The following is a 24,684-nucleotide window of genomic DNA, read 5'->3' on the forward strand; positions in this document are numbered from 1 at the left end:
TTAAAAGGCGTAAGTCAGCCGGGTGTAGTAGTAACCGCCGGTAAAACCGTAGGGCGAATAGGTGCCGTAACTGCTGACCATGGTGCTGCTGGGAACCCCCTGTTTCTTTGGATAGATGTCGAACAGGTTCTTTGCGCCGATGGCAACGTTGAGGTTTTTGCTGAGGTTGTAGCCGAGGTCCAGATCGGTGATCCACTTGGCGCTGTACACCCGATCCAGATCGCGATTGGTTGAGGAGTTGACCTCTTTGTAGGAACCGTAACGGGTCAGCGCCAGGTTCAGGTTGAAGCGCTCGATGCTCCAGTCGCCGCCCAGAATCAGTTTGGTACGCGGCTGCACGCCGGTAATCAGATTGCGCGCTTCGCGGTCCATCAGCTCATAGGAAGTACCGAGGATCGAGGTGGATTCCTTGTAGCTGAGGATCTTTGTCTGATTCCAGTTGAACGCCGCCGTCCACTTCACCGCCCCGAACTGCCCAAGGTCCTGGCTGTAGTTGCTGACCAGATCCAGACCCTTGGTGCGGGTGTCGGCACCGTTGATGAAATACTGGCCGCCCGACGTTGAATCGATGCCGTTGTTGAGCAGCACCTGAGTGACTTCATCACCCAGCAGAGTGCCGGTCAGGGTGATGCGGTCACGCAGATTGATCACGTAGGCGTCGGCGGTCAGGGTCAGCTGATCGGTAGGCGTCAGGGTGAAACCGAGGCTGAAGTTGGTGGAGCGCTCCGGCTTGAGGTCCTCGGCACCCAACGCTCTGGCGGCACCCGAGCCGGTCGGCAATACGCCGTAATTGATCGACTGATACACGCCGTCCACCACGCCGTAAGTGGTCGAACGTGCACTGAACAGGCTGTTGGCCAGGGATGGCGCACGAAAGCCATTGCTGACGGTAGCGCGAACGGCGAACTGCGGGGTGAAGTCGTAGCGTGTGGTCAGCTTGCCGCTGCGGGTCGCGCCCACACCTTGGTTGTAATGTTCATAGCGCAATGCGCTGCCGACATACCAGTCAGGCACAGGGTTGAAGCCTACGTCGACATAACTGGCGACACTGTTGCGCGAGGCGCTGCTTTCTTCATCCGGCGAAATGCCGTTAGTGACCTGCGCGCCTGAAGATGCACAGTTGCCTGGCGCAACGCAGTAGCCGCCGTTGGCATAGGATTCATAGTCGCCCGCCTGCACCTCATAGGTGTCGCGCCGATGCTCAAAGCCGTAAGACACGTCGAGGGGCTTTTGCAGGCCGACGTCGAAGCCGCGTTTGAAGTCCAGATTGGTGGTCAGCTCGGTGGAGATCCACGTTCCTGAGGTGAAGCTGTTGGGCGTGGCCTCACCCAGCGACGGGTTCTGGTTATGCGTGGTGCCCTGCTCCGCCTCGTTGCGCCCGTAAGTGCTGGACAGATCCCAGTCCCATTCACCGAGCGTACCTTTACCGCCAAACGCAGCCTGAAAATCGTCTTCATCGATGTACCAGGTCGGCGTGTATCCCGCCGGATAACCATTGGGCCCGGTGGTGATCGTGTTGGTGATGGTCGGCAGGCGAAAATTCTGCCCCTGCTCGGCCTTGCGACGCGAATAGGTGGTGAAGGAATACAGACTGAAACTGCCATCGATCGGCAGCTCGGCGTTGTAACCCAGGGTCAGCAGATTGGTTTTCGGCGTGCCGTAACCGCCATACGTGGACTTGCCCGCCAGGTCGTAGGCTTGTTCGTAGCTGTAGCCATTGGCGCTGGCCTTGTTGTCGTCATTCTGGCTGCGGGCATCCAGCGCCAGTTGCACGATACCGCCGTCGCCAATCTCAAAGCCTTTGTTGAGGCTTTGCTGCACGGTCTGCTTCTTGCCGTCATAACCGAGCCCGGCGTTGGTCACCGAGGCGCCGCTGGTGTCGGCCTTGAGGATGACGTTAATCACCCCGGCAATGGCATCGGAGCCATATTGAGCCGCCGCGCCATCGCGTAACACTTCGACATGATCAATGGCGCTGATCGGGATCAGATCGAGGTCTGCCGGCGCAGCGCCGGTGTTGATGCCGTTGATATTAAGAGTCGCGCTGGTATGGCGGCGTTTGCCATTGACCAACACCAGCACCTCGGCGGCACTTAAACCACGCAAGTTGGGCGCACGGGCAATGCCGCTGGCGTCCCAACCGGTTTTTTCCGGCAGTGTCAGAGATGGGATGACCGCGCTCAATGCCTCCATCAGGCCGGGCTTGCCAGTACTCTGTAATTGTTTGGCACTGACCACATCGATCGGCACCGGGCTGCTGGTCACGGTGCGCTGCTCGGCACCGCGATTACCGGTGACTACTACGGTGGACAAGGTGCGACGCTCATCCTCGGAGGTTTTTTCCTCGGCCTGAATCGCCCCTGACAGCAACACGCTCCCTATCGCCAACGCCAGCGGGCAGAAACCCGGCGCAACAGACAACGCTCGGGCACGGTGTAAGGCTTGCTTCATATCCACTCCAGACATGGCCGTCATTGAAGCCATGCATGCAAATCGCAAAGTCGGGCGCTCCTGCTGTCGTCGGGACAGCGCGGTACGCACGTTTCAGGCTGTGCAGGTAAAACCTGCGCGATGAGCTAGCGGTGGGGTGAGAAGCCGGTTGGCGGCAGAAGTGTCGCGCAGCGCCTGGTAACGACAGGGCGAGAGGAATAAAGCCAGTGGCAGGCTTGAACAGGCAACATACGTCGAACTCCCTTCCAACGATTCTGCTTGAGGGGAATGGTTTATCCCTCGGTCATGGCGCACTCGACGGCGGCCTGAAGCGCAGAATCCCGATAACGATTGGTACCATCCGAGGTAAGGGGTAGGCTGTTGAAACCAAACATAACGGAATCAATTTTGAAAATATAATTCTATTTGGTCATAAGCTAATATTATTATTTTTGATTTATATTTATTTTATTATTCATAAATAGCATTTTCAGTTCTCAGGTGTTCGACTGACAGGAAGACCCGGCTATGAGGCCGGGCTTCCCAAGGCTGCTCTACTTTGAGAGCAACAGCTCGACCAGCTCATCTGCGCCTCTGGAAATGCCGGCCTGCGCCGCCGACAAGCGCCCGAAGGTCGAGCTTATGTCATAAACCTTAGGGTATTGCCGAGTGACATAGGACTCCAGAAGCTGCGAAGTGGACGCATCGTAAATCTCGACCGCGTAGCTGACGGACCCGGTAAACGTACCTTCACGGTCTCTGGAGGCCTGAACGAGGTTATATGACCCCATGCCGATATCGAATCGCGAGAATGTAGACAGCCCGGTAACAGTGGTCTCGGCCCCGGTCAGGGTGAGGCGAATGCGCATTGTCCCGCGTGAAGGTGTGTCGGTGAACCGGAAATGCTTGCCCAGGGCTTCAGAGAACCTGACTGTCATGTCGTTGGCCAGGACGGTCTTTTCGTTGCGCTCCAGGTCTGAAAATTGCGCATCCGCTCCCGAGTAGATCACCACAGGTTCAAGCATTACTTTATCGTATTGGTTCCAGTTGACTGACGTCGAGTACTTGAAGGGAATACGACCCGAGCTGTCCTGTTTGTTGGGCCGCATTTCAAGTGATGACTCGATTCCTGAATAAGGCGACGGCTCGTGACTGGCACACCCCGTGACCAGAAAAACCAATAACAACAGCCCGGCCAACTTCATGTTTTTAACGTAGTGCATGCAGAACTCTCCAGCGTGATCAGGTTATTGAAATTCAAGCACTCACCGTCAATCCCAGAGCCCGACCACTATCAGGCACGCACCGTAACGGGCAGTACCTTTGAAGGGCACTGGTAATATCCCGGGACTGTTTATCCAGAAGCACGTTTTCCAGAGGCACTGTATCTCGGAGCACTCTCTTGCCTGATGCAGGGCCATCCATGATCGCGACTTACCGCGTTGCACGGCATTTAATCGATCATCATCAGACTGCTCTGCGAGGCGCTGCCGGACTGTTCTGGATGTGTGTCAGTCTGCAATGAACTGCGAGACCACCAAAACTGTACCGACGTGTATAGTTTTAAACCGTTGGCGATGGGTCGTCAACCTAAAATGTACACATCGGTATGCTTTTGAAGAGTTCACTATTCGCATCAAGCGGGCTGAACCCGTCAGACCCTTGCCCGGCAATCATTCCAGATTCCGCGAATCAGATCCTTGAGTAACAGTGCCTCGCTCCAGCGATCTGAAATTTCGCGCCCGTCACTCCCTGTGATTGCATACGGGGGTGGGCCCAGCGACAGGCTGGCTGGTTTATTCGGTCGAGCCAGCCAATCTTCAATACCGTAACGCCACCAGGCTGAAAACCGCTCAAGCCAGGGGCGGTGTTGTGCAAAGCTCAAAGGCACCTGCACTTGTTCACTATTGGCTATACGGCCGTGAAAGCCCCAACTATGGCGCAAGATGCTGTGAATGTGCTCGTCGTCCTCGGCCGTCGCCGACTCGGGCAACTCCCGACCTACCACGTAGTGGGACAAATCAGCCAACAGTTTGAGGTCCGGCATCTGCGCCAGCACGTCGAGGGTAAACAACAGATCACTGGTAAGGCGGTAACGGTGAGTTTCCAGCAGAACCGGAAAGTCCACCTGCTCGGCCAGACGCTGCCAGCCCTCGATCAACGTGATCGCCTGGGCCAGCGTCCGCGGACGTGCATCGGCCTGCAGAGTCAGGTGGTGACAACCGTAGCGGCAAGCAACTTCAAGCGCCCTGTCCAGATCGGCTACTGTCTGTGGGAATAGCTGACCTTCAATCTGTAAGCCACGGGCCTCTGCGGCGGCATGCAGCCGCATGACATCGGGGGCATGCCAGTAATGGTCGGTGATCCCGTCAAAGCCGGCGGCGGCAATTCTGTCCAGTTGCGCCTCGATGGGAACGTCACACTGGCCACGATGGTCCTGCATGGCCCATAGCGACTGAAATACCAGAAATGTGTCCATGTCAGAGCCTCAGCAGTTGTTTGAGCGAACACTCGGGGTCGTTGAGCATGGTGACGCTCAGCGGAGTTCGGGCAACGATCAGGCGCTCACACAGCTTGATATCTTTGGCAACGCTGTTGCCCAGCGCCAGGCCACAGGCCCCCTGCAGTCGTTGTTGCGCATCCAGGTAGAACAGCAACCGCCCACCGCAGGCCAATGCGCGGCTGGCTGAAGGCAGGGGCTGCGTGGTTACACCGACTGTCTGCACGCTCCAGTCGTACTGATCGGACCAGAAGCCGGGCACCTCCTGGAACGGAAGATCGTACCCCAGCATATTCAATGCGCTGTGGCGCCCCTGCGCTTCGGCGTTGCGCCAGGTCTCCTGCCGCTGATATACCCCCTCCGGGTGCAGGCGATACTCACACACATCACCGGCGGCGAAGATGTCCGGGGCGCTGGTGCGCAGTCGATCGTCGACACGAATCCCTTGCCCCACGGCAAGGCCAGCCGCTACTGCAAGCTCGATGTTCGGCTGCATGCCAACGCCGACAACCACTGCGTCACAAAGCACACTCCGGCCGTCGACCAGCAGCACTGACTCGGCGCGCTCATTGCCTTGCACGCCTTCAAGCACGACATTGAGTTGTACATCGACGCCGTGCTGCCGATGCAAATCCAGCAATGCCCGGGACACTTCTTCAGGCAAGACGCGCCCGGCCAGACGAGGGCCTGCTTCGAGCAACGTCACCTGGCAGCCTAGAGCCCGCGCCGTCGCCGCAACTTCAAGGCCAATGAACCCGGCACCGATGATCACCAGGCGTGAACCGTGGATCAAGGCACCCCGCAACGCCAATGCTTCATCGTGGGTGCGCAGGTAGAAAACATTGCTCAGGTGCCTGGGGATCTGTGCCAGGCAACGCGCCCTGCCCCCGGTCGCCAACAGCATCGGCTGTAAGGCAACTCATCGCCGTCAGCCAACTGCAGGCGATGACCCTGCGGGTCGAGGCTCTTTACCGGGTTGTCGGTCAGATGCTCGATACCCAGCTCAGTGAGGCGCGTGTCCGCACACAGGCTGCAACCGGCCAGGTCCACGGAGCCTCGCAGCACGCCCTTGGACAAAGGTGGGCGCTCATACGGCACGTGCGGCTCGGCGCCGATCAGTATCAGTCGGCCAGCGTAACCCTGATCGCGCAAGGTCAGCGCTGCACGGCCACCTGCATGACCCGCGCCAACGATAATCAATGGAGCATTCATGGCATGCACTCCTGATTTTCAGTCACTGACCGCAAGCAAAACCCGCCCGGCTTCGACCCGTACGGCAAAGGTCTTGAGATTGACGCACACGGGTGCTCCCAGGGCTTTGCCATTGCGATAGTCGAAGCGGCCGTTATGTTTAGGGCATTCGATGACGTGATCTATTACCAGCCCGTCGGCGAGGTGAATCTTTTCGTGGGTGCACAGGCCCGCCGTGGCGAAAAATTCGTTGTCGGCGGAACGGTATACGGCATAGGTATGCGGGCCGTGATCGAAGCGCATGACGTCTTCTTCATCAATTTCGCCCACGGCGCATACATCAATCCATTGATTGTTCATGGTTTTTCTCTCTCGTTCGGGAACAACCGGAAAGTGTCAGCCGGAGGTCGCTTCAGGCTGGGGACGTGCGGCGGTGGCAGGCGCTGAAGCATGTGACACCTGGCGCTTGATGAAGTAGGTCGGGTCGCGGCGCTGCCTCAGGAGGGTTGGAATAATTTCCTTGAAGGCTTCGCCGAGGCTGGCATAAGGCGGCGGACAGTCGTGGCGGATCTCTTCATGAAGTTGCGCCAACGCGTGATACGGCACCATCGGGTACATATGGTGCTCAAGGTGATAGTTCATGTTCATGTACAGAAAGCGCAGCACGCGGTTCATGTAGATAGTGCGGCAGTTGCTGCGATGATCGAGCACGTCTTCAGCCAGCCCCACATGTTGAGTAAGGCCGAACAGGTAAGACAGCCAGCCGCCATAAAGCATGGGCAAACCGACGTACATGAGGGGTAACCAGCTTTGCAGATACAGTGCCGCAGCAACCACTCCGGCATAAATGGCGAACCAGATACGCGCGGCCAGAAACACTCTGGGCCATTCGGACACCGGGATGAAATCCTTCTCTTGCTCGCTCATGTGCGCAAAAGCATGTCGGCACACGCCGCCCATTGTTTTGATCAGCAAGGGAATCTGAAACAGGCTCAGGAACATCATCACAAGGCTCGGCGGCCGTGGCTCGACAATTTCCGGGGCGCGACCTACCACGATAGTGTCGGTATGATGCCGCGCATGGCTCCAGCGCCATACATGTGGCTCGAACATGCACATGAAACTGGCCACCTGGTACAACCCGTCATTCATCCACCGGGTCTTGAACGCGGTGCCGTGGCCAGTCTCGTGCCAGCGCGGGTTGGAGGCTGTGGCGTAAAGAACGCCATAAGCCAGGAAGAACGGCACACATGCCCAGGAACCCCAGAACCAGTAGCCGCCAAAACCGCTGACCAGCAGCGCCAGCAACCAAATCGCGGTGTCGAGCAAGGCCGGGCCGTCGCGGCGCTGCATCAATTGTTTCATGCGTTGACGGGATATGGGCGACTGGTACCACTCGGCAGATACCAGGCCTTTTTCCGCTGCACGGGCAGGTTCGGGGCCGGTCAGGCTATAGTCGCGCTGACAGGCTGCAGTGTCTTGAGGCATTGTTATTATTCTCCGCAAGTGTGAAGTTTCAGGAACTTTGCGTAAGAAAATATAGAGAGCACCCACCCCCCTCTCAAGGCCTTGAATACATTCACTATCAAGCTATCATCGAGCATCTGCGGTGCTTGATAGTTTTCTATCAAGCCGCTTCAAGGGCATGTCATGAATAACAATAAGCGCCCCACCATCGCGACTGTTGCCGCGCAGGCAGGCTTGAGTGTCGCGACTGTCGATCGCGTGCTCAACGCCCGCGCTCCGGTAAACCCCGCTACCGCCGAGCAGGTGCTGAAGGCCGCGGAAGCAGTGGGTTATTTCGCCGCACGGCTGATTGCGCAGCGCATTGTCGAGCAACGTCCCACTTACCGTTTCGGCATTCTGTTGCTGAACACCGCCCAGGCGTTCTATGCCAACCTCGCTCAGGCCATTGGCCAGGCCGCGCAACGTCGTATCGGGGCCAATCTGACCTGCCAGTTCGAATACGTGACTGATCGCAGCCCGGCCGCCATCGTTGCCCAACTCGAACAACTGGCAGTGCAATGTGACGGCCTGGCGGTGGTCAGCTTCGCCCACCCGCTGATCAACGCTGCTCTTGAACAGATTCGCCAGGCTGGCGTCCCGGTGATAGCGCTGCTTTCAGACATACATGAGAAGGCCGATGAGCCTTACGTCGGTCAGGACAATTATCAGGTCGGACGCACCATGGGCTGGCTGCTGGCACGTACCTGCGGTGCTCGCAAAGGCAGCATCGGCATTCTGCTCGGCGGCCATCGCTTTCTCGGTCATCAGGCGCGGGTTGAAGGGCTACACAGTTACCTGGCAGAGCATGCGCCGGGGTTATGTCCTCTGGTGCCGCTGATCAACCTCGACAACTGCGATATCACCGAAGAGGCGAGCCTGGAATTGCTGGGCAATCATGACGATCTGCGCGGGCTGTGCGTGGTGGGCGGTGGTGGCGACGGCATCATCAGTGCCCTCGCGCAACTGCCCAGACGTCCAGCGCTGTGCTGCATTTTGCAGGAGTCCACCGAACTGTCGCGCCTCGCACTCGCGAACGGGCTGGTTGACGTGGTGATCGACTCCCAGCCTCTTCAAATTGCCGAGGCACTGGTAAATCTGCTGATCGAGTTGCAGACCGTCAACAGCTTCGATCCGCTCAGGCACCGGGTGTATGTACCGCTACAGATCGTGACCTCGGAGAATACCGACGCCTGACCGGCGTCAGAGCCCTCGAAAATCGGCGGCGTTCAAGCCGAATCGACTCATTTTGTTGTACAGCCCGCCGCGGGAAACGTTCAGCTGTCGAGCAGCGAGGCGAATATTGCCTCGGGTGCTTTCGAGCGCCGCAATAATCGCGTGCATTTCGTGGGTGCCAAGGTCATGGGCCGCCAAAGGCACTGGCAGCCGGCCCGGCACTGCGGGGCCGCTCCGCTGCCTGATTTCAAGGGGCAGATCGGCGGGCTGGACGAGCTCACCCGTGGCCAGATTGGTCGCGCGCTCAATGCTGTTTTCCAGCTCTCGCACGTTGCCCGGCCAGCTATAAGCCACCAGCAATTCCAGGGCTTGCGCAGAAAGCCCCAGCACTGACTTGCGCAATGAACGGGCACAACGATCAAGAAAATGTTGCGCCAGCAAGGCAATGTCTTCCCGACGCATACGCAGCGGCGGTACGGTCAGGTTGAGCACGTTGAGTCGGTAATACAGATCTTCACGAAAGGCGCCTTCGGCCACTGCCTGACTCAAGTTACGGTGAGTGGCGGCAATGATGCGTACATCCACTGATCGCGAGCTTTTCGCCCCGACCCGGGTCACTTCGCCCTCTTGCAACACCCGTAAAAGGCTGACCTGCGCGTCGAAGGACATGTCGCCGATCTCATCAAGAAAGATCGTGCCGCCATCGGCCAGTTCGAACTTGCCCGCCGACCCGCCTTTAGCCGAACCCGTGAATGCGCCCTCGACATGGCCGAACAGCTCGCTTTGCACCAGGTCCCGGGGAATCGCGCCACAGTTGACCGCTACAAAAGGCCCGCTATTGCGGTCACTCGCATTATGGATCGCCTGGGCGAACAACTCCTTGCCGGTGCCGCTTTCGCCAAGAATCAAGGTGGTGGAATCGCTGCGACTGGCGATCCGCCCAAAATGCACGGCATCTGCAATCGCCCGTGAACGGCCCTGAATGGTCTCGAACGTGTAACGGGCCTGAGTGCCGATAATTCGCCGGGTGATCTCCCGAATGCGCCGATTTTCTCGCAGCGACACCACGCGCCCGCCCTGCTCCAGTGGGCATACCGAAACCAGACAGGACAACTGGCTGAAATCATGCAGTTCAAAGGTGCAGTCCAGGTCCCGCAGCCCTTCACCGATACGCGCCAGAATCTGTTCGTTCAAATCACTGCGCCCCAGACGCTGGAACGGGCTGCCCAGCAAATCCAGGCCGACCCGAAAAAGCTGCCGGGCATAGCGATTGAGTGCTTTTATACAGCCTCGTTCGTCCAGTACCACCAAACCTTCGTTGAGCACTTCGAGCACGGTTTGCTGTTCTTCCAGCAGCGCCTGCAAGGCCATTTGCCGCGAGACGGCCTCGGCTGCCGCCTGGACAGTGCCGAGCGTATGAAAATGGAACCAGCCAGGTTCTGCGGTCAGAGTCAGCATCGCCAGGGTCTTGCCTTGGGCATTGCGGATTGGCGCCGCAGCGCAATGCATCCGCCGCTGACGAAGGCCTGTACCGAAGTTTTCCTCTGCCAGTACATACACCAGGGAATCTTCAGCCAGGGCCAGCCCGGTGCAGTTGGTGCCCTGCACCGACTCCAGCAAGCGCGTACCTACCGGCGTCAGATCCAGCCCGCAAAAATACAGTGTGGTGCCATCAGCATCGGTGAGGTTGATATGGCCTCTCGGGTTATAGGCAAGCAAGCCGCGCATCACTTGAGCTGCTGCGGCAATCAAAACCCGATTGGCCGCCAGAGTAGCCGCAAGGTGTTGAGGGTCGACAAACCGGTAGTCGCTGTCTTCCGGGTTCACGCCGCCTGCGATGCTGCGTCCCCAGGAATCCCAAATAACCTTCCTGACCGTCGCCGGGCGCTCGTCAACGCCACTCAGGCGCGCCCGCCAGGCCTGCTCCAGTTCGGGTATGGGACCGCTGTTGAGTGCCACAGTCCCCAATGCTGTGAGGTATCCGAGGTCTTGCACGCTGAAGGTCGCAGACTGTGAGGACATTGATGTATCCATGTTCATATATTCAACATGTCAGTATAGACATGTCATTAAAATGAACACTTTTCGACTGGAAATTTTTAATAAACCTTTAAAATCAATAGGTTAAGTTATGGCATAGCCTTTGCTCTCCCCCTTTGCCCGGCGCGCTTACGGCCGGGAAATAATCGAACAACAATTAAAAAGGGTTATTTCATGAGCAAAAAAATTCTCCGCCTTGGTCTGATTGGCGCCGGTCGCATGGGCAGCTTCGACGGCCAGACCGCCGCCCACCATATTCCCGGTGCCTGCCTTGCCGCCATCGCCGACCCCACTCCGGGCCAGGCGTCGCGTCTGGCCGCAGAGTTAGGGGTAGATCGGGTTTACACCGACCCTCAGCAATTGCTGGACGACCCAGACCTGGATGGCGTGCTGATCGCTGCCCCCGCGCGCAGCCACGCAGAATTGGTCATCAGCGCGGCGCGGGCCGGCAAGGGCGTTTTTTGCGAGAAACCCATGGCGATCACTCTCGAGGAAGCCGACCGCGCTATCGCTGCGGCCGCCGATGCCGGCGTGCCCTTGCAAGTCGGTTTCAACCGTCGCTTCGCCAAAAGCTTTCGTACGGCTCATCTGAACGTGGTTGAGGGGCGTATAGGTACACCGCAACTGTTGCGCTCGTTAACCCGCGATCCTGCGCTGAACAATCCGGCAGCCTCGCCGCAATGGGTGATCTTTCTTGAAACGCTGATTCATGACTTCGATACCTTGCGCTACCTGAATCCCGGTACCGAGGCAGTCAGCGTGTTCGTCATGGCTGATGCGCTGATTGCACCGGATTACAAGAACAATGGGTTTCTGGACACAGCGGTGGTGATGATCCGTTTCGACAACGGTGCCATTGCCACCGCTGAAGCCAGCTTTCAGGCGGTCTACGGTTACGACGTCCGGGGCGAGGTCTTCGGCAGTGCCGGCATGTTGACTATGGGCAACGTCAGTGAATCTGATCTGACCCGTTACCTGCCCAATAGCATACAGGCCGACTCCCAACGACTGGACACCGACCTGCTGCGTGACGCCTACATCGCCGAACTCAATCATTTTGCCGACTGCCTGCGTACCGGGGCCAAACCCCTGGCCAGTGGCGAAGATGCCCGAGCGGCGCTGGCCATTGCCCGCGCCTGCATCGAGTCGTTCCAGCAAGGCCGGCCGGTAGCAGTATCACGAGGAGTCGACGCATGAGCTCCATACCGTTCACATTAGCGGTCAGCGCCGAGATGGTGTTCCTGGATTTACCCTTCACCGAGCGTGTCAGGCGTATTCACGAGCTGGGCTTCAGCGCCGAAATATGGAGCTGGGCCAATAAGGACATCGCAGCGCTGGCTGCCATAGGGGCGAATTTCACCTCTATGACCGGCTACACCCACGGCAATCTGACCGATGCCGACGCAATCCAGCACCTGCTGGACAGCGCACGCGAATCCCTCGCGGTTGCCGCCCGGCTCAATTGCCCGAGCCTGAACCTGCATGGCACGGGCCTTGACGACAAAGGTCTGCCCGTCAATCCGGTGGCTCATGTCAATGGACGCATGTGGCTGAGTGCCTGCAAAACGCTGGAAAAACTCGCTCGCCTTGGCGAAGAGGCAGGCCGGGTATTCTTGCTGGAAAACCTGAATACCGAGGTCGACCACCCCGGCACCCCGTTCGCTCGCGCTGAAGACACATTGGCCCTGATCGAGGCCGTGGGCAGCCCGCACCTGAAAATGAACCTGGACCTTTATCACGCGCAAATCGGCGAAGGAAACCTGATCGAACTCATCCAGCGCTCAGGCAGCGCCATAGGAGAAATCCAGGTCGCCGACGTCCCAGGTCGCCAAGAGCCTGGTACGGGTGAAATTCATTATCCCGCCATCGCCAGAGCGTTGTTCGATATGGGCTACACGGGTGTCGTCGGGCTTGAAGGCTGGGCCAGTGGCAACAGCGAAGCAGCACTGGAACGCTTCAAAAAAGCCTTCACCCTGACTTGAGGAACACCTTGGCAAGCTCTCGTGAAAAGCGCTGGAAACGTTCATGACAGGTCTTGGTGAACGTCACACATAACAACAAAAGGAAACGTCTCATGCCCTTCTGCAAACTGTTTATCGCCGTGCTGTTACTGGTTTCCAGCCAATGGGCTGCTGCGAGCTACCGAATTGGCGTCACGATCGCCAGAGTCGACGATAACTTCATGACCTATGTGCGCAGCGGCCTGGAAGAAGCTGCCCGAAAAGAGAATGTGCAGCTCCAGTTCGAGGACGCTCAAGGCGATGTCGTTCGCCAGATCAATCAGGTTCAGGGCTTTCTCAGCCAGAAAGTGGATGCGGTTATCGTCTTGCCGGTGGACACCGCCGCCACGGCAAATATGACCCGCGCAGCGGTCGAGGCAAAGATGCCGCTTGTCTACGTCAACCGTCACCCGGATGAGCGCGTCTTGCCCAAGGGCGTTACCACCGTGGCGTCCAACGACATTGAGGCAGGACAATTGCAGATGCGCTATCTGGCAGAAAAGATGGGACGCAAAGGTACTATCGCGCTCATCATGGGTGACCTTGCGCAGAACTCGACACACGACCGCAGCGAAGGCGTCAAACAGGTGCTCAAGGACTATCCGGGCATAACGATCGTCGAGCAGCAAACAGCGGAATGGCAACGTAACAAAGGTATGGACCTGACCAGTAACTGGCTACTGGCGGGCAGAACCTTTGATGCCATCGTGGCCAATAACGACGAGATGGCCATCGGCGCCGCCATGGCGTTACAACAGGCTGGCAAAGCGAAGGGGGAAGTTGCAATTGTAGGCATTGACGGCTTGCCTGATGGCCTGGCGGCAATCAAACGTGGAATGCTGGCAGCCTCGGTGTTTCAAGACCCGAAGGCCCAAGCTACCACAGCTCTGCAATCGGCCATAAAAATGATCAAAGGCGAGCCGGTCGACGCCGAGGTCTGGGTGCCCTTTCAACTCATTACACCGGAGCAGGTAGCGGTGTTCGAGCAACATTATAAATAGTAGTCGGGAAGGCGAGTATCGAATGGAGGGATGAACGCCCTGCCCAGATGAGTTTCGAAGTTCAGGGGCAACGCATGGCATGGGCTGCCAAGCCGGGTATCGACACTGGCGTAGAAGGTGTGCGCTGGGTACAGTCTGCCAATAACGATGCCGCCTGGGTGAACTACTAAAGCACTGACTGCCGGGTTTCTTACCCGGCAGGATGGCTGCCCTGCCGGCGATTCAACCGACAGTGGCTTCCTTGCCGAAGTCTTCGTAGGTGCGCAGCGGGTGCCCGATAATGGCCTCCAGCCGGTCTACTGTTCCTTCGACTGCTTGAAGTGGCGACGGCAATATGGCTTCGGACGCCAAAACTGCTTCAGACAAGCAGAAGTACATCACAAGAAAGTAAACCCGGGATATTTACCGCAAAAACGAAAAAAGACGCCTAAGCGTCTTTTTTGTTAATCCCATATGCCTCTTGGGCATACATGGATTTAGATTTGGAGCGGGAAACGAGACTCGAACTCGCGACCCCGACCTTGGCAAGGTCGTGCTCTACCAACTGAGCTATTCCCGCATTGTCTTGATGACGGGCGCTATTCTAGCGTTTCAGAAAGCTGCGTCAAGCTCTTGATTCAAAAACTTATTTTTTTTCTGCCGTAGTCTTGAGGTGCGGCCAAGCGGCTCTGAGGTATTGCACCATCGACCACAGGGTCAACCCCGCTGCAACGAGCAGCAATGCGTAGCCGAGAATCACCCAGATCGTGATCGCAGGCGGGTTGCCCAGCAGAATAACCAGCGCGAGCATTTGCGCCGCCGTTTTCCATTTGCCCATATTGGAAACGGCAACCTGCGCACGCGCGCCGATTTCCGCCATCCACTCGCGGAGTGCAGAAATCACGATTTCGCGACCGATGATCACCGCTGCGGGCAGCGTCAGCCACAGATTGGCATGCGCCTGAACCAGCAGCACCAATGCCACGGCCACCATCAGTTTGTCTGCTACCGGGTCGAGAAAGGCGCCAAAAGGCGTACTTTGTTCAAGACGGCGGGCCAGATACCCGTCGAGCCAGTCGGTCGCCGCAGCGAACGCAAAGACTGCACTGGCGGCCATGTAGCTCCAGTGATAAGGCATGTAGAACAGCAAAATGAAGATCGGAATCAATAAAACGCGTAGTACGGTGATCAGATTAGGGATATTCATCGGCACAACTGGCTACGAGGTGAGCGGGCATTCTACTCGCTGTGCAGGTTTGCATAAATCGACTCTGCCAGCTTTTTACTGATTCCAGGTGCTTTTGCGATTTCATCGATGCTGGCACGGGACAATTCCTGTAATCCGCCGAAATGTTTGAGCAGGTCACGACGCCGGGTCGGCCCGACACCTGCAACGCCTTCAAGGGTCGAGGTGCGCCGGGTCTTGCCGCGCCGCGCGCGGTGACCGGTGATTGCGAAGCGGTGAGCCTCGTCGCGAATCTGCTGAATAAGGTGCAACGCCGGAGAATCGCCGGGCAGCGTGAATTCATGTGCTGCGTCGTTCAAGTAAAGGGTTTCAAAGCCCGCCTTACGCGTGGTGCCCTTGGCGACACCGAGCAGAATCAGATCAGGCACCTGCAATTCATTGAGCACATCACGGGCCATGGACATCTGGCCCTTGCCGCCGTCCACCAGCAGCACATCCGGCAACTTGCCCTCCCCGGCCTTGATGCGGCTGTAACGTCGGGTCAACGCCTGGTGCATGGCGGCATAGTCGTCGCCCGCCGTTACGCCTTCGATATTGAAACGCCGGTAATCGGACTTGATCGGGCCTTCAGGCCCAAACACCACACAGGACGCTACGGTCGCCTCACCACTGGAGTGGCTGATGTCGTAGCATTCGAGGCGCATTGGCGGATCTTCGAGACCGAGCACCTTGGCCAGCGCGTCGAAACGTGATGCGACATGCTGACGGTTGGCCAGACGCGCCGCCAGCGCCTGTTCGGCATTGGTGACTGCCATTTGCTGCCAGCGAGCCCGAGTGCCACGCACCCGATGGCTAATGACCATTTCACGACCGCGAAGCTCCTCGATGGCATCAATCAACGCCGGGAAGTCATCGTTGACGACGTTAACGATGACTTCGCTGGGCAACTCGCGATCAACGCCGCCGAGAAAATACTGAGCCAGGAAAGCCGACATCACTTCGCCGACCTCCTCTTCTATGCCGACCTGCGGGAAGAAGTTCTTGCTGCCCAGCACCCGCCCGCCCCGCACGCTGATCAGGTGCACGCAGGCACCGCCAGGGTTGACGAACGCGGCGACCACATCGACATCGCCGGTACCGCCGTCCATGCTTTGCTGATCCTGGACTCGGCGCAACAAGGCGACCTGATCGCGCAACTCGGCTGCGCGTTCGAAGTCGAGCGCCATCGCGGCTTTTTCCATGGAGGCGTTCAGTTCGTCACTCAGGGCATTGCTGCGTCCCTCGAGAAACATCACCGAGTGACGTACGTCCTCGGCATACACCTCAGGCTCGACCAGCCCGACACACGGCCCTTTGCAACGTTTGATCTGATATTGCAGGCAAGGACGCGTGCGGTTCTTGAAGTAGCTGTCCTCGCACTGCCGCACCTGAAAGGTCTTCTGCAGCAGGCTAAGGCTCTCGCGAATCGCGCCGGCACTCGGGTAAGGCCCGAAATAACGGCCCTTGGCCTTTTTGGCTCCCCGATGAATACTCAGTCGCGGGTAGTTACCATCGGACAGAAACACATAGGGATAGGACTTATCGTCACGCAGCAAAATGTTGTAGGGCGGCCGCCACTCCTTGATGAGGGTCTGCTCCAGCAACAACGCTTCGGTTTCGTTGCCCGTGATGGTCGTTTCAATCTGGGCGATGCGCGACACCAGCGCTCCGGTCTTGGGCGCGTGTCCGGTTTTGCGAAAATAGCTGGCAAGACGCTTCTTGAGGTTCTTGGCCTTGCCGACGTAAAGCAGTGTGGCTTCGGCGTCGAACATACGGTAGACGCCGGGACGACCGCTACAGGTCGCGAGAAATGCACTTGGATCGAAAGTCTGGGTCATGTTCAGGCGCTGGCATCAACCATGCCGTGACGTACAGCGAGCAAAGCCAGTTCAACATCACTGCTGATCGAGAGCTTTTCAAAGATACGGTATCGGTAGGTATTAACGGTTTTCGGTGACAGGCACAGCTTGTCCGAGATGGTCTGGACTTTCTGGCAGCCGACAATCATCAGGGCAATCTGAATTTCACGCTCGGAAAGCAGATCGAACGGCGAATTGTTGACCTGCGGCTGAAACGACTTCAAGGCCAGCTGCTGGGCAATCTGCGGGCTGATGTAACGCTGACCGGCAAACACCAAGCGAATGGCCTGGACCATTTCGGCAAGCCCCGCACCCTTGGTCATGTAGCCGGCAGCACCTGCCTGCAGCAAACGGGTCGGAAACGGGTCTTCTTCACAGACAGTGACTGCGACGACCTTGATATCAGGGTGGCTGCGCAGCATCTTGCGCGTCGCCTCCAGCCCACCGATGCCCGGCATCTTGACGTCCATGAGTACAACGTCAGGCTTGAGCTCGCGCGCCTTCTTTAGTGATTCCTCGCCGGAATCAGCCTGCCCGACAACCTGCAGACCGTCTATGTCGGCCAGCATGCGTGTGATGCCTGTCCGGACAAGATCATGGTCATCGACAACTAGCACCTTAATCAAGCAGACACCTCGCGCAACGGTCATAACGAATGCCAATCACCATAACAAAAACAATGAGTCAGACCTAGCACTGCGAACTCAGACTCTCGACAGCTTGACGGTGGGTGCTTCGAGAACGACGAAAAAAACCCGCAGGCCGCAGGAAAGCAGGCTGCATGTCCGCCTCGCAATGCTTACCCTTCAGGAGCGGAAAGCTCGGCAATGGTCGTCGTCAAACGCCTGATCGCATCCTGATCATCTTTGCCCAACACCCGGTAATTACCCAGAATCTTTTCTTCGATCACACTGAGGTTGTCAATCGGCACCGGCGTGCGCGCTCCCGTCAGCACATAGAGCACATCCACACCTTTGGCCGCCACCGCAGCCAGGTAATCGGCCTTGGGCGCGCGATCACCATTTTCATACTTTCCCTGGGCGTTAGCCTCAACTCCCCCTATTCACCGAAGGTACGCTGAGACATGCTCAGACGCTCTCGTTCTTTTCTCAGCCGACAACCGATTCCACTCATTTGAATCTATTATCCTGTTAAAGCCATTCTAACGAATGTTAGAATCCCGCAAAATTGAATAGATTTGAACGGTTTTGAACTATGCCCGGAATACGCACCGCCGCACAAGCCAAGGCCTGGCTCGAACAACAGGGAAAATCTGTTCAGGAATTCGCTCGGGAAAACAGCATTGATCCGGCGACAACTTACCAGGTGCTGGCGGGCCGCAAGAAAGGCAGGCGCGGTGAAGCGCATAAGGTAGCCGTATTGCTGGGCATGAAGATCGGGACCATCCCGAACATGCAAACCCCGCAGGAAGAAGTAATGGGTGAAGAGTAGCTGATCCTGCCGGAGACTGCAGGCGCAATATGTAGAAGCCTGGCCGCACCATAGCCTGCCGCCAGGTAACTGTCATCAGCCGTTGAGCGGTTTACCCCTCGCCCTCTGGACCACCACGTCAATGCTCGTAGCCATCGATAATCCTGGTGATTGAATTTTCCAATTGAATGCGCCGCCGCTCCTGAAGTAAGCTTCGGAGCAATCAACGGAGACCCAGCATGCTGCAATCCACTTCATCACTGCTTCAAGCGGCTACCGGCATTTTCTGCCGTGCATGCGCTGTGGCTGTGCGGGTTGCCTCGGTGAATGCTCCTGTTCAGCTCAACTCTTATTATGGGTATTGGTTTAGCCACTGGCGCGCCTGATACCTATCCGGCGCCCACTTCAAGGGGACGCCAACCAGAGAATTCTCTACCCCCGGTCGGCTTCCCGACCGGGGGTTTTGTTTTTTCAGGGCCAGGTATTTTCAACCCTTCATAAATATCACGCTGCACATTGAGGACTAAGACATGAACTACGCCACTTATTACCGCAACGACATCGACTTCGCCTGGCGATTTAGCCATCTCCGTTCGGGACAGCCTGCCGCCTCCGTTCGGTCACTGCCAGGTGGCAACCACAAACGCCCGGCCAATACGGCCCTTTGTCGAACACCCCAGTAGGTCTGCGCGGTACTGCACCGCCAGCCCAGGAAGCCAGAATATGAATTCGTCCGTTGCCGTAAAGCCGTCCGACCTGTCCAGCCATGCCGTTGCTCTGGCAGACAACAGCCCCGCCTCGAAACGCCTGCCCGGCACGCTTGAACTGAAAATGCGCCTGCCACTGAATGCAGCGCTGACCGAACAGGTTGCTGCCCATCGCCGCGCCGTACGCGCCATCCTTGAAGGTGAAGACTCGCGACTGCTCGTTATCGTGGGCCCCTGCTCGATCCATGACCCGCAATCTGCTCGTGAATATGCCGAGCGACTGGCCGGCCTTGCGGCGCAAGTCAGTGATCAGATGCTGCTGGTGATGCGCGCCTACGTCGAAAAACCGCGCACGACAGTGGGCTGGAAAGGCCTGGCGTACGATCCCCATCTGGACGGCAGTGACGATATGGCTGAAGGCCTGGCGCTGTCGCGACAATTGATGCGTGACATGCTGGAAATGGGCCTGCCGATTGCCACCGAGATACTGCAACCCATGGCCGCGGGCTATTTCGATGACCTGCTCAGTTGGGTCGCGATCGGCGCACGTACCACCGAGTCGCAAATCCATCGGGAAATGGCCAGCGGGCTGCCCATGGCAGTCGGCTTCAAGAATGGCACTGACGGTGGCGTCGCGGTGGCCAGCGATGCAATGCGTTCAGCGGCGCATCCGCATCGCCACTTCGGCATGGACGGTCACGGTCATCCGGCAATCATCCAGACGCAGGGCAATCCGGACACTCACATTGTGCTGCGCGGCGGCCACAGCGGCCCCAACTACGATGGCCAGAGTGTCGCTCGGGTGCAGGCCAGCCTGACCAAAAACAATATCCCATCGCGAATCATGGTCGATTGCAGCCACGCCAACAGTGGCAAGGACCCGTCACGCCAGCCCCACGTCTTTAACGATGTTCTTGAACAGCGCCTGGCCGGCAATACCTCACTGATCGGCATGATGATCGAGAGCCACTTGTTCGACGGCTGCCAGGCATTGGGCGGGACGCTGCAGTACGGCGTTTCGGTCACCGATGGCTGCCTTGGTTGGGAAGGCACCGAACAGCTATTGCGTCGCGCGGTTGACCGTCTGCGTTACAGATAAACAGAGCGAAGGAACTTTGTCGGGAAATACCGTACTGAATCCGGTAGGCTGTTTCTTTTTTTTCACAGGAGATTATTCCCCATGGCTAAAGCCACTGCCCGCCACATCCTTGTTTCGAGCGAAGAAAAATGCAACGAACTCAAGGCTCAGATCGAAGGCGGCGCTGATTTCGCTGAAATCGCCAAGGCCAATTCCAGCTGCCCATCCAGCCGTCAGGGCGGTGATCTGGGTTCGTTCGGTCCAGGCCAGATGGTCAAGGAATTCGACACCGTCGTGTTCAGTGCACCAGTGAACACCGTTCAGGGTCCGGTAAAGACCCAGTTCGGTTACCACCTGCTGGAAGTGACCAGCCGCCAGGACTGATCCTGCTGCGCTGAGTACCAGACGGCTCATCTTCGGATGGGCCGTTTTTGCAGGTGGCCGTTAATACCGTTGCCTGCTCGCAGCGGCTTGGCGAAGCGACCATTTGTCTGTAGAAGATACCGCGACGCAGATGCCTGAGCGCTGCCGGGATTTTCGTCATACCTTGACAGTCAGTTGCCTTTAACCCTGACATTCGCTTGCGAACGTCAGTCAGGATTCGAGTCATGCGTTTTGTTTTTTCATCGTTGCTCGCCTTCACGCTGACCTTCGTTTGCGTTGTTCAATCGCTGTCTGCAGCACCACAACACGCACTGACCGTTTACGGCGAGGCCCCGCGCTACCTTGCCGACTTCAAACATTTCGATTATGTGAACCCGGACGCCCCGAAAGGCGGCAGCATGCGCCGCTCGGCCATTGAAATAGGTCAGTTCGATCACTTGATGCCGTTTACCGACAAAGGTATGGGGGTTTCGCAGATCAATGGCCTGCTCTATGCCCCGCTGGCCATACGCTCTATGGATGAGCCTTATACGGTCTACGGACTTGTCGCCGAGAAAATGGAGCGTGGTGCAGACGGCCTTTCCTTGCGCTTTTACCTCAACCCGAAGGCGCGTTTCGCGGATGGCACCCCGATTACCGCCGACGACGTCAAGTACACCTACGAACTGCTGATGACCCAAGGCAACATGCAATACCGGACCCAGTTTGAGGCGGTCAAAGGCCTGGAAGTCGAATCCCCCTTGCAGATCCGTTTCGACTTCAAGCACAGCGACAGCCGCACCCTGCCCCTGGACCTCGCTTCACTGCCGGTATTCCCCGAACACTGGTGGAAATCCCGCGACTTCGCCAGTGGCGCGGGGTTTGAAGTTCCTCCGGGCAGCGGGCCTTACACCATCAGCCATGTCGACCCGGGGCGCACCATCACGTTTCAACGCGACCCAGGCTGGTGGGGCAAAGACCTGCCGGTCAGCAAAGGCCTGTACAACTTCGACACCTTCAGCATCGAGTATTTCGGCGACATTGACGTGGCACGCACGGTTCTCAAGGGCGGGGCCTACGACTACAACCGCGAGTTTTCAGCGACCGGCTATTCAATTCGCTATGACGGCCCGGCACTCAGTGACGGTCGCTTGCAGAAGGCCCAACTGGCCAAGGGCGCGGTGCAAAGCTCACAGGGCTTCGTATTCAACCTGAGCCGACCGATGTTTCAGGACCGCCGCGTGCGCCAGGCGCTGTCGTTGCTCTGGGACTTCGAATGGACCAACCGGCAGATGATGCGCAACATGTACATTCGCCAGGACAGCTTCTTCTCCAACTCGGAGCTGGCTGCCAGCGAATTGCCTACTACCGCCGAACTGAAAATCCTTGAGCCGCTGCGTGGCAGGGTCCCTGACCAGGTGTTCGACAGCGTGTTCAAGGCACCAAAAACCGATGGCACAGGCTTCATTCGCGACAAGCAACTGCAAGCACTGGCGCTGATGAAAGAGGCTGGCTGGACGCCGCAGGGCGACCAACTGGTTAACGCACAGGGCGAACCCTTCAGCTTTACGTTTCTCAACGCACAGAATGGTTTCGAGCGGATGCTGCTGCCGTATAAACGCACGCTGGCGCAGATCGGCATTCATTTTGATATTCGTCGCATCGATTCCGCGCAATACCTCAACCGGGTAATGGCCCGCGATTACGACATGATTGTCACCGGCTACCCGGTATCTACCTCGCCCGGGGCCGAGCTGTACAACAGCTTTGGTTCGAAAGTAGCGATGGACCCAGGCTCCAGCAATTACATGGCGCTTCAGGACCCCGCCGTCGACACCTTGATTGCAGGCCTGCTCAAGGCCGACAACAAGCAGGCCATGACCGACTATGCACATTGCCTGGACCGGGTACTACAGTGGAACTACTACTGGATTCCCAACTATTACCCGCCAGGCTCCTCCACCGTCTGGTGGAACCGTTTCGGCATTCCGAAAATCCAGGCCAGCAACAATGAAGCCATCGAAACATGGTGGGAAATCAGCCCGACGCCATTGACCAATGAGCAGTTCGCTGAAAAACGCGGTGCCTCAGCCATCGTTTCGGAGATGCACTGAATGCTCGGCTATATTTTGCGTCGCCTGCTGCTGATCATCCCTACTCTGCTGTGCATTTTGCTGGTCAACTTTTTCATCGTGCAGGCCGCGCCGGGCGGCCCTGTCGAACAGGCTATTGCGCGCTTGCAGGGAATTGGCGGTGCGACCGTGGGCGCCGGTGCGAGCGAATCGGCCGGTGCCGGACACTCCCGAGCGTCCCGAGGACTGGACCCGGTACTGATCAAACAGATCGAACATCAATACGGTTTCGACAAGCCCTTGCATGAGCGGCTCTGGCTGATGCTGAAGAGTTACGCCCGACTGGATTTCGGCAACAGCTTCTTTCGCGGTGCCACGGTCACCGACCTTATTCTGCAAAAAATGCCGGTCTCCATATCATTGGGCCTCTGGGCGACGTTGCTGACATACCTGGTATCCATCCCGCTGGGTATTCGCAAAGCGGTCAAACATGGCAGTCAGTTCGATATCTGGAGCAGCACCGCGATCATCATCGGTTACGCCACGCCAGCCTTCCTTTTCGCCATGCTGCTGGTGGTGGTGTTCTGCGGTGGCACGTCACTGAACTGGTTTCCGGTGCGCGGGCTGGTCTCGGACAACTTCGAGCAACTGACCACCGTCGGCAAGATCGCTGACTATTTCTGGCATTTGGTGCTGCCTGTTTCAGCGCTGGTGATCGGCGGTTTTGCCACACTGACCCTGCTGACCAAACATTCCTTTCTCAACGAAATAACCCGTCAGTATGTGACTACCGCCCGCGCCAAGGGTATGAGCGAGCGGCGCGTGCTCTATGGCCATGTGTTTCGCAATGCAATGCTGCTGGTTGTGTCGGGTATTCCGCAGGCGTTCATCAGCGTGTTCTTTGCCGGTTCGCTGCTGATCGAGGTGATCTTCTCGCTGGATGGCCTGGGCCGCATGAGCTATGAAGCGGCCGTTTCGCGGGATTATCCGGTGGTGTTCGGCTCGCTGTTCATCTTTACCGTCTTCGGCCTGCTGATAAAACTGATTGGCGATGTCTGCTACACGCTGGTTGACCCCCGAATCGACTTCAGCGCGAGGAATGCATGATGCGTAGCCTCTCGCCGCTGGCCCGTCGCCGTCTGGAGCGCTTTCGCAGCAATCGCCGGGGCTGGTGGTCGCTGTGGCTGTTCTGCGCACTGTTTGCACTGACTCTGGGCGGTGAGCTGATCGCCAATGACAAACCACTGATGGTCAGTTACCAGCACTCGCTCTACTTTCCGGTGTTCAAGCGCTACACCGAGCAACAATTTGGCGGCGAACTGCCCTTCCAGCCGGATTACCGCAGTGACTACGTGCGCCAGTTGATCACCAAGGGCGACGGCTGGATGCTGTTTCCGCCAGTCCCGTTCAGTGACGACACGCCCAACTATGAATTGACTACCCCGGCCCCCAGCCCGCCCTCAGCGAACAACTGGCTCGGCACCGATGATCAGGCGCGCGATGTACTGGCGCGGGTCATTTTCGGCGCTCGGGTGTCGATCCTGTTTGCGCTGGTCCTGACCTTCATCAGCGCGCTGATTGGCATCACCGCTGGCGCGCTGCAAGGCTATTACGGCGGCTGGGTAGACTTGCTCGGTCAACGTCTGCTGGAGGTCTGGTCCGGCTTGCCGGTGCTGTACCTGCTGATCATCCTGTCAGGCTTCGTCGAACCCGATTTCTGGTGGCTGCTGGGCATCATGGCGCTGTTTTCCTGGCTGACGCTGGTTGATGTCGTGCGCGCCGAGTTCCTCCGTGGGCGCAACCTGGAGTACGTCAAGGCAGCGCGTGCACTGGGCCTGGGGGACCGGAAGATAATCATGCGTCATATCCTGCCCAACGCGATGACTGCGACGCTGAGCTATCTGCCGTTCATCCTCACCGGTGCCATTTCGACCCTGACCGCTCTGGATTTCCTGGGCTTCGGCATGCCAGCGGGCAGCGCTTCACTGGGCGAACTGATCGCCCAGGGCAAGCAGAACCTGCAAGCGCCCTGGCTGGGCCTGACAGCGTTCTTTGCCCTCGCGTTGATCTTGACGCTGCTGGTATTCATAGGCGAGGCGCTGCGTGATGCCTTTGACCCGAGGTCCTGA

General features: G+C 57.9%; 19 protein-coding genes, 1 tRNA gene and 3 pseudogenes. 10 read left to right on the plus strand and 13 right to left on the minus strand.

Features of this window, described 5'->3' with window-relative positions; all coding sequences use genetic code 11:
- The 6 genes and pseudogenes from AC4ANE_RS15345 to AC4ANE_RS15370 all read right to left on the minus strand — a co-directional run bounded on the left by AC4ANE_RS15345 (position 1) and on the right by AC4ANE_RS15370 (position 7,609).
- Entirely contained in the window at positions 1 to 2,451 is a 2,451-nt protein-coding gene (locus AC4ANE_RS15345; RefSeq protein ID WP_002553359.1) for a TonB-dependent receptor plug domain-containing protein, read from the minus strand.
- Between the two features lie 533 nt (positions 2,452 to 2,984).
- Positions 2,985 to 3,653 carry a DUF3313 domain-containing protein gene (locus AC4ANE_RS15350; RefSeq protein WP_002553358.1) on the minus strand — a complete coding sequence of 223 codons (669 nt, stop codon included), beginning with the start codon at positions 3,651 to 3,653 and terminating at the stop codon, positions 2,985 to 2,987.
- Between the two features lie 431 nt (positions 3,654 to 4,084).
- Positions 4,085 to 4,909 carry a sugar phosphate isomerase/epimerase family protein gene (locus tag AC4ANE_RS15355; protein ID WP_002553357.1) on the minus strand — a complete coding sequence of 275 codons (825 nt, stop codon included), beginning with the start codon at positions 4,907 to 4,909 and terminating at the stop codon, positions 4,085 to 4,087.
- Between the two features lies 1 nt (position 4,910).
- Positions 4,911 to 6,142, minus strand: a pseudogene (locus tag AC4ANE_RS15360) (NAD(P)/FAD-dependent oxidoreductase).
- An 18-nt stretch (positions 6,143 to 6,160) separates the two neighbouring features.
- Positions 6,161 to 6,481 (minus strand): MocE family 2Fe-2S type ferredoxin, encoded by a 321-nt coding sequence (locus tag AC4ANE_RS15365; protein ID WP_002553354.1) that lies wholly within the window; start codon positions 6,479 to 6,481, stop codon positions 6,161 to 6,163.
- 36 nt (positions 6,482 to 6,517) lie between these two features.
- Positions 6,518 to 7,609 (minus strand): fatty acid desaturase family protein, encoded by a 1,092-nt coding sequence (locus tag AC4ANE_RS15370; RefSeq protein ID WP_460408390.1) that lies wholly within the window; start codon positions 7,607 to 7,609, stop codon positions 6,518 to 6,520.
- A 121-nt stretch (positions 7,610 to 7,730) separates the two neighbouring features.
- On the opposite strand from AC4ANE_RS15370, the pseudogene AC4ANE_RS15375 reads away from it, so the two are divergent.
- Positions 7,731 to 8,821: pseudogene (locus AC4ANE_RS15375) on the plus strand (LacI family DNA-binding transcriptional regulator).
- A gap of 6 nt (positions 8,822 to 8,827) precedes the next feature.
- Here AC4ANE_RS15375 and AC4ANE_RS15380 read toward each other — a convergent pair.
- Positions 8,828 to 10,822 carry a sigma-54 interaction domain-containing protein gene (locus AC4ANE_RS15380; protein ID WP_002553351.1) on the minus strand — a complete coding sequence of 665 codons (1,995 nt, stop codon included), beginning with the start codon at positions 10,820 to 10,822 and terminating at the stop codon, positions 8,828 to 8,830.
- A gap of 192 nt (positions 10,823 to 11,014) precedes the next feature.
- On the opposite strand from AC4ANE_RS15380, the gene AC4ANE_RS15385 reads away from it, so the two are divergent.
- From AC4ANE_RS15385 to AC4ANE_RS15395, 3 genes are all read left to right on the plus strand, one after another.
- A complete protein-coding gene (locus AC4ANE_RS15385) occupies positions 11,015 to 12,037 on the plus strand; it encodes a Gfo/Idh/MocA family oxidoreductase (protein WP_460408391.1) in 1,023 nt (340 codons plus the stop codon).
- Complete coding sequence (locus tag AC4ANE_RS15390) at positions 12,034 to 12,822, plus strand: TIM barrel protein (RefSeq protein ID WP_031594724.1); 789 nt, start codon at positions 12,034 to 12,036, stop codon at positions 12,820 to 12,822. The genes AC4ANE_RS15385 and AC4ANE_RS15390 overlap by 4 nt, the downstream gene beginning before the upstream one ends.
- A 92-nt stretch (positions 12,823 to 12,914) precedes the next feature.
- A complete protein-coding gene (locus AC4ANE_RS15395) occupies positions 12,915 to 13,841 on the plus strand; it encodes a sugar ABC transporter substrate-binding protein (RefSeq protein ID WP_002553349.1) in 927 nt (308 codons plus the stop codon).
- A gap of 222 nt (positions 13,842 to 14,063) precedes the next feature.
- Here AC4ANE_RS15395 and AC4ANE_RS15400 read toward each other — a convergent pair whose 3' ends face one another.
- The 6 genes and pseudogenes from AC4ANE_RS15400 to AC4ANE_RS15425 all read right to left on the minus strand — a co-directional run bounded on the left by AC4ANE_RS15400 (position 14,064) and on the right by AC4ANE_RS15425 (position 18,038).
- Positions 14,064 to 14,207, minus strand: coding sequence for a hypothetical protein (locus AC4ANE_RS15400; RefSeq protein WP_162234010.1), 144 nt, complete (start codon positions 14,205 to 14,207; stop codon positions 14,064 to 14,066).
- 117 nt (positions 14,208 to 14,324) lie between these two features.
- A tRNA-Gly gene (locus tag AC4ANE_RS15405) sits at positions 14,325 to 14,400 on the minus strand.
- Between the two features lie 66 nt (positions 14,401 to 14,466).
- Positions 14,467 to 15,027 carry a CDP-diacylglycerol--glycerol-3-phosphate 3-phosphatidyltransferase gene (gene pgsA / locus AC4ANE_RS15410; protein ID WP_002553346.1) on the minus strand — a complete coding sequence of 187 codons (561 nt, stop codon included), beginning with the start codon at positions 15,025 to 15,027 and terminating at the stop codon, positions 14,467 to 14,469.
- A 32-nt stretch (positions 15,028 to 15,059) separates the two neighbouring features.
- Positions 15,060 to 16,883, minus strand: coding sequence for an excinuclease ABC subunit UvrC (gene uvrC, locus AC4ANE_RS15415; RefSeq protein WP_002553345.1), 1,824 nt, complete (start codon positions 16,881 to 16,883; stop codon positions 15,060 to 15,062).
- A 2-nt stretch (positions 16,884 to 16,885) separates the two neighbouring features.
- On the minus strand, positions 16,886 to 17,530 hold the full coding sequence (gacA, locus tag AC4ANE_RS15420; protein WP_002553344.1) for a response regulator transcription factor GacA: 645 nt from the start codon (positions 17,528 to 17,530) through the stop codon (positions 16,886 to 16,888).
- A gap of 173 nt (positions 17,531 to 17,703) precedes the next feature.
- Positions 17,704 to 18,038 (minus strand): annotated as a pseudogene (locus AC4ANE_RS15425) (helix-turn-helix domain-containing protein).
- 81 nt (positions 18,039 to 18,119) lie between these two features.
- Between AC4ANE_RS15425 and AC4ANE_RS15430 the strand changes: the two are divergent.
- From AC4ANE_RS15430 to AC4ANE_RS15455, 6 genes are all read left to right on the plus strand, one after another.
- A complete protein-coding gene (locus AC4ANE_RS15430; protein WP_002553342.1) occupies positions 18,120 to 18,356 on the plus strand; it encodes a DNA-binding protein in 237 nt (78 codons plus the stop codon).
- A 702-nt stretch (positions 18,357 to 19,058) separates the two neighbouring features.
- Positions 19,059 to 20,141 carry a 3-deoxy-7-phosphoheptulonate synthase gene (locus AC4ANE_RS15435; protein WP_002553341.1) on the plus strand — a complete coding sequence of 361 codons (1,083 nt, stop codon included), beginning with the start codon at positions 19,059 to 19,061 and terminating at the stop codon, positions 20,139 to 20,141.
- An 81-nt stretch (positions 20,142 to 20,222) separates the two neighbouring features.
- Positions 20,223 to 20,504: a peptidylprolyl isomerase gene (locus AC4ANE_RS15440; protein ID WP_002553340.1), complete on the plus strand. Its 282-nt coding sequence runs from the start codon at positions 20,223 to 20,225 to the stop codon at positions 20,502 to 20,504.
- Between the two features lie 224 nt (positions 20,505 to 20,728).
- On the plus strand, positions 20,729 to 22,597 hold the full coding sequence (locus AC4ANE_RS15445) for an extracellular solute-binding protein (protein ID WP_002553339.1): 1,869 nt from the start codon (positions 20,729 to 20,731) through the stop codon (positions 22,595 to 22,597).
- Positions 22,598 to 23,662, plus strand: a complete 1,065-nt coding sequence (locus tag AC4ANE_RS15450; protein ID WP_002553338.1) for a microcin C ABC transporter permease YejB — start codon at positions 22,598 to 22,600, stop codon at positions 23,660 to 23,662.
- Positions 23,662 to 24,684: an ABC transporter permease gene (locus AC4ANE_RS15455; protein WP_005732025.1), complete on the plus strand. Its 1,023-nt coding sequence runs from the start codon at positions 23,662 to 23,664 to the stop codon at positions 24,682 to 24,684. The genes AC4ANE_RS15450 and AC4ANE_RS15455 overlap by 1 nt, the downstream gene beginning before the upstream one ends.

Source organism: Pseudomonas sp. Pme6b, from assembly GCF_058129925.1.